We start from the raw sequence: 15,053 nt of genomic DNA, 5'->3' as shown, positions 1-15,053 counted from the left end.
CGATTTTCGCCGAGGCAGGATCCCCATCCTGTTCCCGGTTTACTGCTGGGTGCTGCGATGACGATAATTCTTGCATTATTCAGATTCGAAAAAATATAGACAAGAAACAAACCTGTCAAAGGTCGAAAGTGAACCATCAGTCACAAATAAACTATCAGTCATGTGAATGATCCTGCAGGTCACCCGGCCTGCGCGGCTGTTATCAGCCTGCAAACTCCGGGAAACGTGGCGTGTGGTAGAGCCTTTTGCACAACGATGGCCTAAAATTCGCCGCAGGATTTTTTGCCACTGCCGAGCCCGGAGCTGCCATGACCCCTGCGTTGGACTTGTTGAAAAAAGTTCGTGCCGAACATCGCGTGCACAGTTACGAACATGACCCGAAGGCTGCGTCGTATGGCCTGGAGGCCGCGGAAAAGCTGGGGCTCGATCCGGCGCAGGTGTTCAAGACGCTGCTGGCGGCCAGTGAGAAGGGTGAGTTGCTGGTGGCCGTGGTACCGGTCGTCGGAAGTCTCGACCTCAAGGGGCTTGCCCACGCCGCCGGAGTGAAAAAAGTCGAGATGGCCGACCCGGCTGCCGCGCAACGTTCCACCGGTTACTTGTTGGGCGGCATCAGTCCGCTGGGGCAGAAAAAACGCCTGCGTACTTTCATCGATAACTCGGCCCAGCCTTTTGCGACCATCTACGTCAGCGCCGGTCGGCGCGGGCTGGAAGTAGAGCTGGCGCCGGCAGTATTGGCAGCACACACCCAGGCGAAATTTGCCGACATCGGTCGCCCTTGACGTCTGTATGAAGAAAATTGGCCGGCACTGTCACTGGCGCTGATCCGGCCGGCACTGCATGCTCGTTCCACTGACACAGGGAGAAGGTTATGCAGCTCGAGTTTCATCAGGTCGATGCGTTCAGTGACCGGCCGTTCAGCGGCAATCCGGCAATGGTCTATCGCCTCGACGCGTGGCTCGCGGACGAACTGATGCAAAAGATCGCCGCCGAGCACAATCTGGCGGAGACCGCGTTTCTGGTGCGCGAAGCACAGGCGTGGCATATCCGCTGGTTCACGCCGACCACCGAGGTGCCGTTGTGTGGTCATGCGACCCTGGCCAGCGCCTATGTGCTGTTCGAGATTTATAAGGAAACGGCCGAGCGTCTGGACTTCACCTGCAAGTCCGGGCCATTGAGCGTCAGTCGCGAAGGCGGCACGCTATGGCTGGATTTTCCGGCCATCGAAGCGGTGGAGAAAGGCGTCACCGTGGAGATCGAGCGGGCGCTGAATGTCCAGGCAGTGGATGTTCTGAGTTCCAACGAGCTGTTTGTGGTGTTGGAGTCCGAGCAGGCGGTGCTTGATTGCCAGCCGGACATGGTCGCCCTCGCCAAATTGCCGTGGTTGGGCGCCATCGTCACCGCCCCGGGCAATCAGCATGACTTCGTCTCACGCTATTTCGCCCCGGCCATCGGCATCAATGAAGACCCGGTGACCGGTTCGACCCATTGCAGTCTGATCCCCTACTGGTCGAAACGTCTGGGCAAATCCAGCCTGACCGCGTGCCAGCGTTCGGCGCGGGGCGGCGAGTTGTTTTGTCGGCTGGAAGGCGAGCGAGTGAAGATCGGCGGGAATGCGACGCTGGTGGCCAGCGGCACATTGATGCTGGGCTGAAGCCAAAAAACCAGGGAGCCATCAGGCTCCCTCATTGTTTGCGTGCAGATCAGCGTGCGGCGCTGTAACGGCGGACGCCGTTCTCTGTCGCCGGAATTTGAGCGGCCGTGCTGCCCGACGCCTGGAACAGCACCAGATGTTCCGCTGCCACCCGAATCCCGACATCCGCACCAACCTGATGGTCGGCATGGCTCGGGAAGATCGACTCCAGCTGTGCGCCGGTCGGCAGTTGCAGGCGATACAGGGTCGAAGCGCCGAGGAACGTCTTGCCGACGATCCGCGCTTTCAAGCCACTGTCCGGCGCGTAAACGATGTCATCCGGACGCAGCAGCACATCCACCGCCCCACCGACCGGCCAGGTGTAGGCGCGATTGCCGCGCAGTTCGCCGAGTTCGGTCTGCACCGATTCCGGGCTGCCGAGCTGGCCGCGAATGAAGTAGCCCTGACCGATGAAGCTGGCCACAAACGGCGTCGCCGGTTCGTGATAGAGGTTGTAGGGCGTGTCCCACTGCTCCAGCCGGCCTTCCTTGAACACGCCGACGTGATCGCTGACGGCGAAGGCTTCTTCCTGGTCGTGCGTCACCAGAATCGCGCTGGTGCCGCGGGCCTTGAGGATGTCGCGCACTTCATGGCTCAGCTTGCGACGCAACTCGCCATCGAGGTTGGAGAATGGCTCGTCGAGCAACAGCAGTTGTGGCTCCGGCGCCAAAGCGCGGGCGAGGGCGACACGTTGTTGCTGGCCGCCGGACAACTCGTGAGGGAAGCGTTTGCCGAGGTTCTTCAGATTGACCAGTTCCAGCAGCTCTTCGGTGACACGCTCCTTGTTCGGGTGCTTGCGGATGCCGAAGGCGATGTTGTCCGCGACACTCAGGTGCGGGAACAGCGCGTAGTCCTGGAACACCATGCCGATCCGGCGTTTTTCCGGGGCGAGGGTGAAACCGGCGCTGGAGATCACTTCACCGCCGAGAGAGATTTCCCCTTCGTGCACCGGTTCGAAACCGGCAATCGCGCGCAGGGTGGTGGTCTTGCCGCAACCGGACGAGCCGAGCAGGCAGCCGATGTCGCCGGCGTTGAGGTGCAGATTGAGGTTCTGCACCACACGTTGATCTTGATAGCCGCAAGCGAGGTTGCGCAGGTTCAGCAGTAATTCATGACTCATGCGTGGTGATATGCCGGTTCGACGAGGAACTCGAGCAGGGCCTTCTGTGCGTGGAGACGGTTTTCTGCCTGATCCCAGGCGACGGAGCGCGGGTCATCAAGCAGGTCGAGACTGATTTCTTCACCGCGGTGAGCGGGAAGGCAGTGCAGGAATAACACGTCCTCGGCCGCCAGGTCGAGCAGGGCACGGGTGACCTGGTATGGCGCGAACAGTTTGAGGCGCTGGGCGGTTTCCTCTTCCTGACCCATGGAGGTCCAGACGTCGGTACTCACCAGATGCGCGCCGCGCACGGCCTCTTGCGGGTCGCGGACGATGGTCACGCGGTCACCGGCCTTGGCCACGAATTCAGGATTCGGCTCGTAGCCTTCCGGGCAGGCCACGCGCAGCTGGAAGTCGAACTGGATGGCCGCTTCTATATAGCTGTTGCACATGTTGTTGCCGTCGCCGATCCAGGCCACGGTCTTGCCCTGGATCGAGCCGCGGTGCTCGAGAAAGGTTTGCATGTCGGCCAGCAACTGGCACGGGTGCAGGTCATCGGACAGGCCGTTGATCACCGGCACGCGGGAGTTGGCAGCGAATTCGGTCAGGGTGCTGTGGGCAAAGGTCCGGATCATCACCGCGTCGAGCATGCTCGACATGACGATGGCGCAATCGCCAATCGGCTCGCCACGGCCCAGCTGGGTGTCGCGCGGCGACAGAAAGATCGCCTGGCCGCCGAGCTGGATCATGCCGGCCTCGAAAGAGATCCGGGTGCGGGTCGAGGATTTCTCGAAGATCATCCCCAGGACGCGGTTTTTCAGAGGCTCGAACAGTACGCCGCGGTTACGCAGGTCCTTGAGCTCAACGCCTCGACGGATCACGCTGACCAGCTCTTCGGGCGTGCAATCCATCAGGGAGAGAAAGTGCCTTGCGCTCATCATTGACTACCTTTTTGCTACAAACCGCAGATGCTCAAAGCCTTGTTTATCGGAACAACGGGCGAGACCTGCGGCGTAAGCCGCACGGGGGCGACGAAATAGGGGAAGGCGCGATATTGACACTAAATGTCGCGTTTTTCCAATAGGCTACGGTTTTTGCAGAAATGCGCCGGGGTGCAAACAGTGCAAACACTGTGATTTCCGGTCAGTTTTCGAGAGGGCAACGAGGCATTTGTACACTGGCCCCACCGGGCTTGGCAATCAGGCGCGGCGGGGATGGCACAGCTCTGGTCGGTTTGCGACCGGCGAGCCAGCGGTTCGCTTGGTCGGATGCGCAGGTTGAAACATTTGCTAAAGCAAAGTGCTGGGTTATAAATAAATCACGAGCGACGCAGGAAGCCTCCGCATGGAATCGAAAGAAAAACTGTTAATGGAACTGCTGGGCCACACGGCACGCTCATTGACCCACCTCACCGCGTCGATGACCTCGATGTCCTTCGAACTGCTGCGCAGCGATGACGACGTGGTCAAGGCCGCCAGCCGACAGATGATCGACCGCATGGCGACCATCAGCGCCGGGCTCGACGAGCATTGGCGACTGATCGGCGAGCTCACCGGCGTCCACGTCGCCCACGAGCAGATCGAGACCATCCAGGAAATCCAGCTGGCCGCGCCGCCTCAGCTTCCGGCGAACTGACGTGTCCATCGGCGGCCCTGATGGCCGCCGATTCACAAGACAAACGTCGCTGGCGCTGCACCGGGTCGCGGGCCATAGTTTTGTTCCCGCGGGCGTGATTGCCTGCCCAGAACAAGACAGAGACTGGCCATGACCAAGACTCTCCATCACCGTGCCTGCCACCTGTGCGAAGCCATCTGCGGCCTGACCATTGAAACCACCGAAACCGACGGCCAGGTGCAGATCACCTCGATCAAGGGCGATGCTCAGGACACGTTCAGTCGCGGGCACATCTGCCCCAAGGCCGTCGCGCTGCAAGATATCCAGAATGATCCGGATCGCCTGCGTCAGCCCATGCGCCGGGTCGGCAGCGAATGGCTGCCCATCGCGTGGGACGAAGCATTCGAGCTGGTCGCCGAAAAACTCTCGGCGATTCAGGAGCGTCATGGGCAGAACGCAGTCGCCGTGTATCAGGGCAACCCCAGCGTCCACAACTATGGGTTGATGACCCACAGCAATTACTTCCTCGGCCTGTTGAAAACCCGCAACCGCTATTCGGCGACGTCGGTCGATCAACTGCCCCATCACCTGACCAGCTACCTGATGTATGGCCATGGCTTGCTGTTGCCGATCCCGGATATCGATCACACGGACTTCATGCTGATCCTGGGCGGCAACCCGTTGGCGTCCAACGGCAGCATCATGACCGTGCCGGATGTCGAGAAACGTCTGAAGGCGATTCAGGCCCGGGGCGGCAAAGTTGTAGTGGTCGATCCACGACGCAGCGAGACGGCGGCGATGGCCGATCAGCATTTGTTCGTGCGTCCGGGGGGCGATGCGGCGTTGTTGTTTGGTGTGCTCAATACGCTGTTCAGTGAAGGCCTGACGTCTGAAAGTCATTTGCCGGTGGACGGTCTGGATGAGCTTCGCGCGGCGGTGGCGGGTTTCACCGCCGAAGCCATGAGCCCGTTGTGCGCGGTGCCCGCCGAACAGATCCGCCAATTGGCCCGGGACTTCGCCGCTGCGCCAAGCGCCGTTTGCTACGGCCGGATGGGTGTTTCCACTCAGGCCTTCGGCACGCTGTGCCATTGGGTCGTGCAGTTGATCAATCTGGTCACCGGCAATCTCGACCGCGTTGGCGGTGCACTGTGCACGGAGCCGGCGGTGGATCTGGTGGCCTCGACCTCGGGCGGGCACTTCAATAAATGGCAGAGCCGCGTGTCCGGGCGCCCTGAATACGGTGGGGAGTTGCCGGTCTCGGCGCTGGCTGAAGAAATGCTCACAGAGGGTGAAGGGCAGATTCGCGCGCTGATCACCGTGGCCGGCAATCCAGTGTTGTCCACGCCCAATGGCCGGCAACTGGAGCAGGCGCTGGACGGGCTGGAGTTCATGGTCAGCGTCGATCTGTACATCAACGAAACCACGCGCTATGCCGACCTGATCCTGCCGTCCACCTCGGCGCTGGAGAACGATCACTACGACACCACTTTCAACCTGTTCGCGGTGCGCAACGTTACCCGGTTCAACCGGGCGATCCTCGCCAAACCCGAAGGTGCGCTGCACGACTGGGAGATCTTCGTCGGCCTGGCCAAGGCCTTTGCCGCGAAGACCGGCAAGGAGCTGAAACCGACGATGCCGCCGGCGAAGATGATCGACATGGGGTTACGCATGGGCTTGTATGGCGATGCATCCGAGCAAAAATTGTCGCTTGCGACGCTGTTCGATCATCCGCACGGTGTCGACCTGGGAGCGCTCAAACCCAACCTGACTGCGCGGTTGAAGACTGCCAATCAACGGATTCAGGCGGCACCGCCGGAAATCCTCGCCGACTTGGCGCGCTTCGCCGCGTTGCAGGCACCCGCCGCCGATGAGCTGTTGATGATCGGCCGCCGTCATGTGCGCAGCAACAATTCGTGGATGCACAATTATCATCGACTGGTGAAGGGCAAGCCGCGTCATCAGCTGCTGATGAACCCGGACGATCTCGCCAGTCGCGGGCTCAGTGACGGTCAGCTCGTGCGCGTGAGTTCACGGGTCGGCCAGATCGAAGTCGAAGTGCTGGGCAGTGCCGACATGATGAAGGGCGTGGTCAGCCTGCCGCATGGATGGGGCCATGCCCGGCCGGGTGTACAGATGGCGATTGCCAGCGGTCAGCCGGGCTCCAGCGCCAATGACCTGACCGATGAGTGTCAGCTCGACGAGCTGTCGGGCAACGCAGCGCTCAATGGCGTGCCGGTGACGGTGGCAGCGGCTTGAGCATGTCTGTCGGGGAGACCGAGCAGGGCGCTCGGGATTCCGTTACAATGCGCCACCGTGCCGACCCATGAGTCGGAAAGTTCAGCCGAGGTGCTCCATGGATATCATCGAAACGATTAAAGAGCAGATTGCCAACAACACCATTCTGCTTTACATGAAAGGCTCGCCGAATGCCCCGCAGTGTGGCTTCTCCGCGAAAGCTGCGCAGGCTGTGATGGGCTGTGGCGAGAAGTTCGCCTACGTCGACATCCTGCAGAACCCGGAAATCCGTGCCAACCTGCCGAAGTACGCCAACTGGCCGACTTTCCCGCAGTTGTGGGTAGCCGGTGAACTGGTCGGCGGCAGCGACATCATGGCTGAAATGTTCGCCAACGGTGAGCTGCAGACCCTGATCAAGGAAGCATCCGCCAAGGCTGCTGCGGCCAAGTCCGAAGCCTGATTGGTTTCTGCCCGGATTTCAGCGAGTCTGAAATCCGGGCGATAAAAAGCCCCGCCTCTGGAAAGAGAGCGGGGCTTTTTAGTGTCTCGAGTTTAGCGCTGACTGATTACTCGTCTTCACCCATCTGCGATTGCAGATAGTTCTCAAGACCGACCTTGTCGATCAGGCCCAGTTGGGTTTCCAGCCAGTCGATATGTTCTTCTTCGGATTCCAGGATGTCCTCGAGCAGTTCACGGCTGCCGAAGTCACCGACGGATTCGCAGTGGGCGATGGCGACCTTCAGGTCGGCATGGCCAGTCTTCTCGATGCGCAGGTCGCACTCCAGCATTTCCTTGGTGTGCTCGCCGATGTGCAACTTGCCCAGATCCTGCACGTTCGGCAGGCCTTCGAGGAACAGGATGCGCTTGATCAGCTTGTCCGCGTGCTTCATCTCGTCGATGGATTCGTGGTACTCGTGTTTGCCGAGCTTGTTCAGGCCCCAATCTTCATACATGCGCGCATGCAGGAAGTACTGATTGATCGCGACCAGCTCATTGGCAAGGATCTTGTTGAGATGCTGGATGACTGTTACGTCGCCTTTCATGATGGGAGTCCTGCCCTAAGTAGCGGTATATAAGGCGGAGTTTGAGCTTGGTATTTATAAGTGTCAAACCTAAGTTATTGAATAATAAATGAAAATTAATCTGAATAAGAATGTTTGTGTTCCGCGTCTACGCGCTAAGCAATTGATTTTCAGGCATAAAAAAACCGGACCTAAGTCCGGTTTTTCGAATTCGGGATAATTACGCGGCGGTAAATTCTGCCGGGTAGGGGATCGCGGCCTGGGCGGTTTGCAGCTTGGTCAGGGTTTCGCGAACCACTTCCTTCGCCAGGCACGCACATTTGCCGCATTGGCTGGCTACGCCGGTGGCCTGACGAACTTCTTTGTAGCTGCAGCAACCTTCATAGATCGCTTCGCGGATCTGTCCGTCGGTGACGCCAGTGCAGAGGCAAACATACATAAGTGAGAACCGTCGCTGGTTGTGACTCAATTGCGATGGATCTTAATGTTAACGAGAATGATTGTCAAAGTGCTTTCCCGGTGGTTTTGATCGCCAATGCCTGTGACTGACGAACGGTGGTGCATGGCTGAGTGCCTGCCCGGATTTCGCGAAAAACCTTTAAGGACAGTCGAAAAACGCAGTGTATGATGGTCGGCCCTTGCGAAGAGGGTTCGTGTCACAGGGCTGTCGCCTGAGGGTGGCAGGCTGGCGCGGACCCTGAACTTCAAGTTTCTACACCAGGAGATATCAATGAGCGTACTCGTAGGCAAACAAGCCCCTGACTTCACCGTCCCGGCCGTACTCGGCAATGGCGAGATCGTTGACAGCTTCACCCTGTCCTCGGCCATCAAAGGCAAATACGGCCTGGTGTTCTTCTACCCGCTGGACTTCACCTTCGTCTGCCCGTCCGAGCTGATCGCTCTGGACAACCGCATGGCTGACTTCAAGGCTCGCAACGTAGAAGTGGTCGCTGTGTCGATCGACTCGCACTTCACCCACAACGCCTGGCGCAACACCCCGGTCAACAATGGCGGCATCGGTCAGGTGAAATACACCATGGCTGCCGACATGAAGCACGAAATCGCCAAGGCCTACGACGTTGAATCCGAAGGCGGCGTGGCTTTCCGTGGCGCGTTCCTGATCGACGACAAGGGCGTTGTCCGCTCGCAGATCGTCAACGACCTGCCGCTGGGCCGTAACATGGAAGAGCTGATCCGTCTGGTCGACGCGCTGCAATTCCACGAAGAGCACGGCGAAGTCTGCCCTGCCAACTGGAAAAAAGGCGACAAAGGCATGAACGCTTCGCCAGAAGGCGTTGCGGCTTACCTGACCGAGAACGCTGCTGCCCTGTAAGGCGCAACGTCGAGGTACAAAAAAACCGGCCCACGTGGCCGGTTTTTTCATGCTCGGAAGAAACCCGACGAGGATCAGTCGTCGAAGTCTTCCCAGCCGCCCATCTGTTTCCAGCGGTTGACGATGCCGCAGAACAGCTCGGCCGTCTTCTCGGTGTCGTAACGCGCGGAGTGCGCTTCACGGCCGTCGAAGTCGATGTCGGCTGCCTGACAGGCTTTCGCCAGTACGGTTTGGCCGTATGCCAGACCGGCGAGGGTCGCGGTGTCGAAGCTGGAGAACGGGTGGAACGGGTTGCGCTTCATGTCCAGCCGCGCGACGGCGGCGTTGAGGAAGCCCAGGTCGAAGCTGCTGTTGTGGCCGACCAGAATTGCCCGTTTGCAGCCGTTGGCTTTCAAGGCCTTGCGCACGCCACGGAAGATGTCGGTCAGCGCTGTTTCTTCGCTGACGGCCATGCGCAACGGATGATCGAGCTTGATCCCGGTGAACTCCAGTGCCGCCGCTTCAACGTTGGCGCCTTCGAACGGCTCGACGCGGAAGAAGTAGGTGTGATCCGGGTACACAAAACCCTTTTCATCCATGGCGATGGTGGTCGCGGCAATCTCCAGCAGAGCGTCGGTGGCCGAGTTGAAGCCACCGGTTTCTACGTCGACGACAACCGGCAGGTAGCCGCGAAAGCGTGCTGCCATTGGATGGCGCGAACCGCCGCCACCTTGACCGTCCAGTTCGTCGTCGAAATGGTCTTCACTCACGCGTGTTCCTCCAGCAGGCGCCAGCGCAGTTTTTCACCGGCGCGCAGCGGGATAACGGTCAGCTCGCCGAAAGGCAGGCTGGTCGGTGCGGTCCATTCGTCACGAACCAGGGTGATGCGATCGGTGTTTGCCGGCAGGCCATAGAAGCGCGGGCCGTTGAGGCTGGCGAACGCTTCGAGCTTGTCCAGCGCGTTGCGCTGTTCAAAGGCTTCGGCGTACAGCTCGATGGCGGCGTACGCGGTGTAGCAGCCGGCGCAGCCGCAGGCGGCTTCCTTGGCGTGCTGGGCGTGCGGTGCCGAGTCGGTACCCAGGAAGAATTTCGCGCTGCCGCTGGTGGCGGCGTCGAGCAGGGCTTCCTGGTGCGTGTTGCGCTTGAGGATCGGCAGGCAATAGAAGTGCGGCCGGATCCCGCCTACCAGCATGTGGTTGCGGTTGTAGAGCAGGTGATGCGCGGTGATGGTCGCGCCGACGTTGGCCGAGGCCTCGTTGACGAACTGCACGGCATCGCCGGTAGTGATGTGTTCGAACACCACTTTCAGTGTCGGGAAACGCTCGACCACGCGGCGCATGTGCTCATCGATGAAGATTTTTTCGCGGTCGAACACGTCGACGTCGCCACGGGTGACTTCACCGTGGATCAACAGCGGCATGCCGACTTCGGCCATGGCTTCCAGCGCCGGGAAAATCTTGTCGATGCTGGTGACCCCGGAATCGGAGTTGGTGGTGGCGCCGGCCGGGTACAGCTTGGCGGCATGCACGAAACCGCCGGCCTTGGCCTCACGGATTTCTTCGGGCTGGGTGCGGTCGGTGAGGTACAGCACCATCAGCGGCTCGAAACGACTGCCGGCCGGGCGGGCAGCGAGAATCCGCCGGCGATAGCCGTCGGCTTCAGCGGCGTTGCGCACCGGAGGTACCAGGTTGGGCATGATGATTGCGCGACCAAAGGTGCGCGCGACATCCGCAACGGTATTGGTCAACACGGCACCATCGCGAAGATGAATGTGCCAGTCGTCGGGACGCAGCAGGGTCAGGCGGTCGGACATGAGGGAATTCCAGGCGGGTCAAACTGAGGCGAATGCTACCGGAAAAGACTCTTGCAGGCACTCGCTATCAAGTTTTGCGACGAGCGTCCGATATCCCAAAGGTATGCCGTAAAGATGTATGTCTCGGTCTTTTTTGTTGTAGAAGCCAATGGAGCCTCCCGTGCGCCAGCGATATTTAGCCTTGCTCAGTGTGTTTGCCAGCCTTCCCGCGATGGCACTGACCTACCAGACACGTCTGGAGAACATTGAGTGGACGGTCGAAGGCGACAAGTTCGAGTGCCGCCTGACGCAGCCGATCACCGACTTCGGCTCGGGGCAGTTCGTGCGCAAGGCCGGCGAGCAGGCGATCTTCCGTCTGAATGCCTACAACGCGATGCTGGGCGGTGGTTCGGCAACCTTGCTGGCGGCGGCCGCGCCCTGGCAGCCGGGACGCAATGACATCAACCTGGGCAGTGTCAGGATCGGCACTGGCAACGTGCTGTTCAACAGTTCGCAATCGCAGGCCGGCGGGCTGATCAGCGGTTTGCTGGAAGGTCGTAGCCCGGTGGTGCGACGTGCCTCCGGTGATGGACGGGTCTCCGAAGTGCGGCTGCTGCCGGTCAAGTTCAGCAAGGCGTTCAACGACTACCAGACCTGCGTGGCGAAATTGCTCCCGCAGAATTTCGATCAGGTCAAAAACTCGCAGGTCGGTTTTCCGGGCGAAGGCACCGATCTGGACGCCGCCGCGAAAGCCAAACTGCAAGTGATGCTCGAATTCATGAAGGCCGATCCGACGGTCAATCACATTGAGCTCGATGGCTATTCCGACAACAGTGGCAATCGCCTGACCAATCGTGAGTTGTCGCGCCGTCGTGCGCTGGCGGTGGTTGATTTCTTCAAGGCCAACGGCATCGCCGAATCGCAGATCACCGTGCGTTTCCACGGCGAACAATACCCGCTGGTCCCGAACACCAACGCCGCCAACCGGGCGAAAAATCGCCGGGTCAGCGTGAAGTTGGCCCGGGTGGCACCGGTTACCGCCCCTGCACCTCAAGCCAGCACGCCTGCCAATGCAGCGGCGACTTCCTGACCTGTCGGTCATCGTCGCCCTCTCGACAGATTCTGTCGCTTTGTCGTCTTAAGCTGTCGCGCCTCTGTAAATTATCGCGTTTGAGCGGTAGACTCCTCGGCTTTCCGTAGAACCCCGTGGAGTGATGGCATGGCGGACGTAAACAAGGTCGTTCTGGCGTATTCCGGCGGCCTGGACACTTCGGTGATCCTCAAGTGGCTGCAGGATACTTATAACTGTGAAGTCGTGACCTTCACCGCTGATCTGGGTCAGGGCGAAGAAGTCGAGCCGGCCCGCGCCAAGGCGCAGGCCATGGGCGTCAAAGAAATCTACATCGACGACCTGCGCGAAGAATTCGTGCGTGACTTCGTGTTCCCGATGTTCCGCGCCAACACTGTTTACGAAGGCGAGTACCTGCTGGGTACTTCCATCGCGCGTCCGCTGATCGCCAAGCGTCTGATCGAAATCGCCAACGAAACCGGCGCTGACGCCATTTCCCACGGCGCCACCGGCAAGGGCAACGACCAGGTACGTTTCGAACTGGGTGCCTACGCGCTCAAGCCAGGCGTGAAAGTGATCGCTCCATGGCGCGAGTGGGACCTGCTGTCCCGCGAGAAGCTGATGGACTATGCCGAGAAGCACGCGATCCCGATCGAGCGTCACGGCAAGAAGAAGTCCCCGTACTCGATGGATGCCAACCTGTTGCACATCTCCTATGAAGGCGGCGTGCTGGAAGACACCTGGACCGAGCACGAAGAAGACATGTGGCGCTGGACCGTCTCCCCGGAGAAGGCTCCCGACACCCCTCAGTATCTGGAACTGACCTACCGTAACGGCGACATCGTCGCGCTGGACGGCGTTGAAATGACCCCGGCCACCGTGCTGGCGACACTGAACAAAATCGGTGGCGAACATGGCATCGGCCGTCTGGACATCGTCGAGAACCGTTATGTCGGCATGAAGTCCCGTGGCTGCTACGAAACCCCGGGCGGCACCATCATGCTGCGCGCTCACCGCGCCATCGAATCGATCACCCTGGACCGCGAAGTCGCTCACTTGAAAGACGAGCTGATGCCGAAGTACGCCAGCCTGATCTACACCGGCTACTGGTGGAGCCCTGAGCGTCTGATGCTGCAACAGATGATCGACGCCTCGCAGGTCAACGTGAACGGCGTTGTGCGCCTGAAGCTGTACAAGGGCAACGTAATCGTGACCGGCCGCAAGTCCGACGATTCGCTGTTCGACGCCAACATCGCGACTTTCGAAGAAGACGGCGGCGCCTACAACCAGGCCGACGCGGCGGGCTTCATCAAGCTCAACGCGCTGCGCATGCGCATTGCCGCCAACAAGGGCCGCAAGCTGTTCTGAGTCCTTCGGGGCTGATGTGAAATAAACGGCCTTGTCGTAGCGACAAGGCCGTTTTTTTTGGGATGCTCTCCTTTGAATTGATCGATACCGGTCAACATTACTGTCCTCATCGGCTGTACATCGCTGCATTGCATGATTGTCCTGCTGCGCGCTTTATCCCCTTTCGAATTTTCCCAATACGGATGTGGTCAGCGCGTGCGTGTCATAAACAATGCAGAACGTTGTTCCCTGGCTTCTCTTGGCGTGTTTGGCCAGGATTTCGATATTGTCTTTAAGTAAAGCATCCGCCCCCGCTTCGGTTAAAAACAGTAATAATCTCGGCGAATGCTTGTTTGAGTGTGGGATTTTTTCAAATAGCAGTTCAATCTCCGAATCAGTGTGTAACTTTCGAATGTCGATGATGTACACCTTGGTCAGCGGTTTTGGAAGTTTAATGGCGTGCGACTCAATATTGGGTGGAGTGTGTACAGCCTCGGTCGGTAAATTATCCTCCTCTTCGAAAGCTTTAAGAAAGTTCTTGTCGTTGTCGAAGTCTGATGGAGCATAGAGAGAACGGTAGTTAAAGTTGAGTGTGATGAAAAACAGGAATAGCAAGTAGAACGGAAAGCTGATCAGGAACCAGACATAGATCTCCCGCTCATTGTTATTAAGAAAAGGCAGGGATACGGCGGCGGAGGTCTCCGATATAAAGGCGAAGATGGCAATGACGGTGATGGGGTTGGGAATTTTTTTGTTGATCTTTAGCATGGTCTTTACTCATGAATGGTCTTTCTCGTCGTTTTGATGTGGTTGGGTGGTCGAGTTTTAAGTTGGCGGGCGGATAAGGATTTCGGTATCTGGTGTTTATATTAAATTCCAGAGTTGCGATATGTGTAAGTTGTTTCAGTTGTTTTTAGTATCTGTTCATTGAACCGGGTTTTGGTTTTTCAGTCTGTTACGAGCGCCGCCGCGAAGGACGTGGAGAGGTGTGGAGTTCCTGATGCAGACTCATGATTTTCTATAAGTGAGTCTTTTCTGTAGGAATAATCTTTATTGCCTGTAGGAGGCGTCTCTCGGTGCTGGTGTAGAGGAACTTATCCATGCCATGGGTGAAATGACTACGTTATTGTGCCGGTTCTAAAAATTCGAACAGCGAAACTGGACTTGCCCATGAATAAAGTGCTGATCGTGGATGATCACCCCGTCATTCGTCTTGCGGTACGTATGCTGATGGAACGTCATGGCTACGAAGTCATTGCAGAAACCGATAATGGCGTGGATGCGTTACAACTTGCTCGTGACCAGATGCCGGATATCGTCATTCTGGATATCGGTATTCCGAAACTTGATGGCCTGGAAGTCATTGCGCGTCTTACGACAAGTGCGATGCCATTGAAGGTGCTGGTGCTGACGTCCCAGTCACCGGGACACTTTTCCATGCGCTGCATGCAATCGGGGGCAGCGGGTTATGTTTGCAAGCAACAGGATCTGACGGAGTTGCTGAGTGCAATCAAGGCGGTACTGTCCGGGTACAGCTACTTTCCGAATCAGGCGTTGCATACCGTGCGGACAAGCCTGGGTAATGCCAGCGAGGCCGATATGGTAGACCGCCTGTCCGGGCGCGAAATGATGGTGTTGCAGCAACTGGCGCGCGGAAAGACCAACAAGGAAATTGCCGACGGGATGTTTCTCAGCAACAAGACCGTGAGTACCTACAAGACCCGATTGCTTTTGAAGCTCAACGCGCGTTCGCTGGTCGATTTGATCGAGCTGGCCCAGCGAAACGGCCTGGTCTGAGGTTTGAGTGGCTGACGGATCATGGGCGGATCGAAATCAGCGTGCGACAGAAAGAGAAAAGCCTCCGTTTCGGGAG

General features: G+C 58.7%; 16 protein-coding genes. 9 read left to right on the top strand and 7 right to left on the bottom strand.

Features of this window, described 5'->3' with window-relative positions; genetic code table 11:
* Positions 1 to 308: 308 nt before the first annotated feature.
* The gene (gene ybaK, locus CAF79_RS19690; protein ID WP_085699690.1) at positions 309 to 779 is read left to right on the top strand and encodes a Cys-tRNA(Pro) deacylase; all 471 of its coding nucleotides are present in this window, start codon (positions 309 to 311) and stop codon (positions 777 to 779) included.
* Between the two features lie 89 nt (positions 780 to 868).
* Positions 869 to 1,651, top strand: coding sequence for a PhzF family phenazine biosynthesis protein (locus tag CAF79_RS19685; protein WP_085699688.1), 783 nt, complete (start codon positions 869 to 871; stop codon positions 1,649 to 1,651).
* Between the two features lie 49 nt (positions 1,652 to 1,700).
* Here CAF79_RS19685 and CAF79_RS19680 read toward each other — a convergent pair whose 3' ends face one another.
* Both CAF79_RS19680 and argF read right to left on the bottom strand, forming a co-directional pair.
* Positions 1,701 to 2,810, bottom strand: a complete 1,110-nt coding sequence (locus CAF79_RS19680; RefSeq protein WP_085699686.1) for an ABC transporter ATP-binding protein — start codon at positions 2,808 to 2,810, stop codon at positions 1,701 to 1,703.
* Complete coding sequence (gene argF / locus CAF79_RS19675) at positions 2,807 to 3,727, bottom strand: ornithine carbamoyltransferase (RefSeq protein WP_085699684.1); 921 nt, start codon at positions 3,725 to 3,727, stop codon at positions 2,807 to 2,809. Before argF ends, CAF79_RS19680 begins: the two co-directional genes overlap by 4 nt.
* 406 nt (positions 3,728 to 4,133) lie before the next feature.
* On the opposite strand from argF, the gene CAF79_RS19670 reads away from it, so the two are divergent.
* The 3 genes from CAF79_RS19670 (at position 4,134) to grxD (ending at position 7,098) form a co-directional block, all read left to right on the top strand.
* On the top strand, positions 4,134 to 4,424 hold the full coding sequence (locus CAF79_RS19670) for a hypothetical protein (RefSeq protein ID WP_007953190.1): 291 nt from the start codon (positions 4,134 to 4,136) through the stop codon (positions 4,422 to 4,424).
* Between the two features lie 129 nt (positions 4,425 to 4,553).
* Positions 4,554 to 6,659, top strand: coding sequence for a molybdopterin oxidoreductase family protein (locus CAF79_RS19665; protein ID WP_085699682.1), 2,106 nt, complete (start codon positions 4,554 to 4,556; stop codon positions 6,657 to 6,659).
* 97 nt (positions 6,660 to 6,756) lie between these two features.
* On the top strand, positions 6,757 to 7,098 hold the full coding sequence (gene grxD / locus CAF79_RS19660; RefSeq protein ID WP_085699680.1) for a Grx4 family monothiol glutaredoxin: 342 nt from the start codon (positions 6,757 to 6,759) through the stop codon (positions 7,096 to 7,098).
* Positions 7,099 to 7,204: 106 nt separating this feature from the next.
* Here grxD and bfr read toward each other — a convergent pair whose 3' ends face one another.
* Both bfr and CAF79_RS19650 read right to left on the bottom strand, forming a co-directional pair.
* Complete coding sequence (gene bfr / locus CAF79_RS19655; protein WP_085684506.1) at positions 7,205 to 7,681, bottom strand: bacterioferritin; 477 nt, start codon at positions 7,679 to 7,681, stop codon at positions 7,205 to 7,207.
* 199 nt (positions 7,682 to 7,880) lie between these two features.
* Positions 7,881 to 8,099 carry a bacterioferritin-associated ferredoxin gene (locus tag CAF79_RS19650; RefSeq protein ID WP_007953193.1) on the bottom strand — a complete coding sequence of 73 codons (219 nt, stop codon included), beginning with the start codon at positions 8,097 to 8,099 and terminating at the stop codon, positions 7,881 to 7,883.
* Positions 8,100 to 8,390: 291 nt separating this feature from the next.
* Here CAF79_RS19650 and CAF79_RS19645 point away from each other — a divergent pair, with 291 nt between their 5' ends.
* Positions 8,391 to 8,993: a peroxiredoxin gene (locus tag CAF79_RS19645; RefSeq protein WP_085580234.1), complete on the top strand. Its 603-nt coding sequence runs from the start codon at positions 8,391 to 8,393 to the stop codon at positions 8,991 to 8,993.
* Between the two features lie 74 nt (positions 8,994 to 9,067).
* Here CAF79_RS19645 and rnt read toward each other — a convergent pair whose 3' ends face one another.
* Together rnt and pyrC are read right to left on the bottom strand one after the other, a co-directional pair.
* A complete protein-coding gene (gene rnt / locus CAF79_RS19640; RefSeq protein ID WP_007953196.1) occupies positions 9,068 to 9,742 on the bottom strand; it encodes a ribonuclease T in 675 nt (224 codons plus the stop codon).
* Positions 9,739 to 10,785 (bottom strand): dihydroorotase, encoded by a 1,047-nt coding sequence (gene pyrC, locus CAF79_RS19635; RefSeq protein WP_085699678.1) that lies wholly within the window; start codon positions 10,783 to 10,785, stop codon positions 9,739 to 9,741. Before pyrC ends, rnt begins: the two co-directional genes overlap by 4 nt.
* A 160-nt stretch (positions 10,786 to 10,945) precedes the next feature.
* Between pyrC and CAF79_RS19630 the strand changes: the two genes are divergently transcribed.
* Both CAF79_RS19630 and CAF79_RS19625 read left to right on the top strand, forming a co-directional pair.
* Positions 10,946 to 11,854 (top strand): OmpA family protein, encoded by a 909-nt coding sequence (locus CAF79_RS19630; RefSeq protein WP_085699676.1) that lies wholly within the window; start codon positions 10,946 to 10,948, stop codon positions 11,852 to 11,854.
* Between the two features lie 129 nt (positions 11,855 to 11,983).
* Positions 11,984 to 13,201 (top strand): argininosuccinate synthase, encoded by a 1,218-nt coding sequence (locus tag CAF79_RS19625; RefSeq protein ID WP_007953201.1) that lies wholly within the window; start codon positions 11,984 to 11,986, stop codon positions 13,199 to 13,201.
* A gap of 153 nt (positions 13,202 to 13,354) precedes the next feature.
* Here CAF79_RS19625 and CAF79_RS19620 read toward each other — a convergent pair whose 3' ends face one another.
* Complete coding sequence (locus tag CAF79_RS19620) at positions 13,355 to 13,948, bottom strand: hypothetical protein (protein ID WP_085699674.1); 594 nt, start codon at positions 13,946 to 13,948, stop codon at positions 13,355 to 13,357.
* Positions 13,949 to 14,350: 402 nt separating this feature from the next.
* On the opposite strand from CAF79_RS19620, the gene CAF79_RS19615 reads away from it, so the two are divergent.
* Positions 14,351 to 14,977 carry a response regulator transcription factor gene (locus CAF79_RS19615; protein WP_007953203.1) on the top strand — a complete coding sequence of 209 codons (627 nt, stop codon included), beginning with the start codon at positions 14,351 to 14,353 and terminating at the stop codon, positions 14,975 to 14,977.
* Positions 14,978 to 15,053: the final 76 nt, after the last annotated feature.

This window comes from Pseudomonas sp. B26(2017) (genome assembly GCF_002113045.1).
Classification (GTDB): domain Bacteria; phylum Pseudomonadota; class Gammaproteobacteria; order Pseudomonadales; family Pseudomonadaceae; genus Aquipseudomonas.
Note: the sequence above shows the minus strand (reverse complement) of the source record. Positions and strands in the feature narration are given on the sequence as shown.

Coding starts and splice junctions, on each gene's coding strand:
- ybaK (WP_085699690.1), top strand. CDS start 309: ATGACCCCTGCGTTGGACTTGTTGAAAAAAGTTCGTGCCGAACATCGC.
- CAF79_RS19685 (WP_085699688.1), top strand. CDS start 869: ATGCAGCTCGAGTTTCATCAGGTCGATGCGTTCAGTGACCGGCCGTTC.
- CAF79_RS19680 (WP_085699686.1), bottom strand. CDS start 2,810: ATGAGTCATGAATTACTGCTGAACCTGCGCAACCTCGCTTGCGGCTAT.
- argF (WP_085699684.1), bottom strand. CDS start 3,727: ATGAGCGCAAGGCACTTTCTCTCCCTGATGGATTGCACGCCCGAAGAG.
- CAF79_RS19670 (WP_007953190.1), top strand. CDS start 4,134: ATGGAATCGAAAGAAAAACTGTTAATGGAACTGCTGGGCCACACGGCA.
- CAF79_RS19665 (WP_085699682.1), top strand. CDS start 4,554: ATGACCAAGACTCTCCATCACCGTGCCTGCCACCTGTGCGAAGCCATC.
- grxD (WP_085699680.1), top strand. CDS start 6,757: ATGGATATCATCGAAACGATTAAAGAGCAGATTGCCAACAACACCATT.
- bfr (WP_085684506.1), bottom strand. CDS start 7,681: ATGAAAGGCGACGTAACAGTCATCCAGCATCTCAACAAGATCCTTGCC.
- CAF79_RS19650 (WP_007953193.1), bottom strand. CDS start 8,099: ATGTATGTTTGCCTCTGCACTGGCGTCACCGACGGACAGATCCGCGAA.
- CAF79_RS19645 (WP_085580234.1), top strand. CDS start 8,391: ATGAGCGTACTCGTAGGCAAACAAGCCCCTGACTTCACCGTCCCGGCC.
- pyrC (WP_085699678.1), bottom strand. CDS start 10,785: ATGTCCGACCGCCTGACCCTGCTGCGTCCCGACGACTGGCACATTCAT.
- CAF79_RS19625 (WP_007953201.1), top strand. CDS start 11,984: ATGGCGGACGTAAACAAGGTCGTTCTGGCGTATTCCGGCGGCCTGGAC.
- CAF79_RS19620 (WP_085699674.1), bottom strand. CDS start 13,948: ATGCTAAAGATCAACAAAAAAATTCCCAACCCCATCACCGTCATTGCC.
- CAF79_RS19615 (WP_007953203.1), top strand. CDS start 14,351: ATGAATAAAGTGCTGATCGTGGATGATCACCCCGTCATTCGTCTTGCG.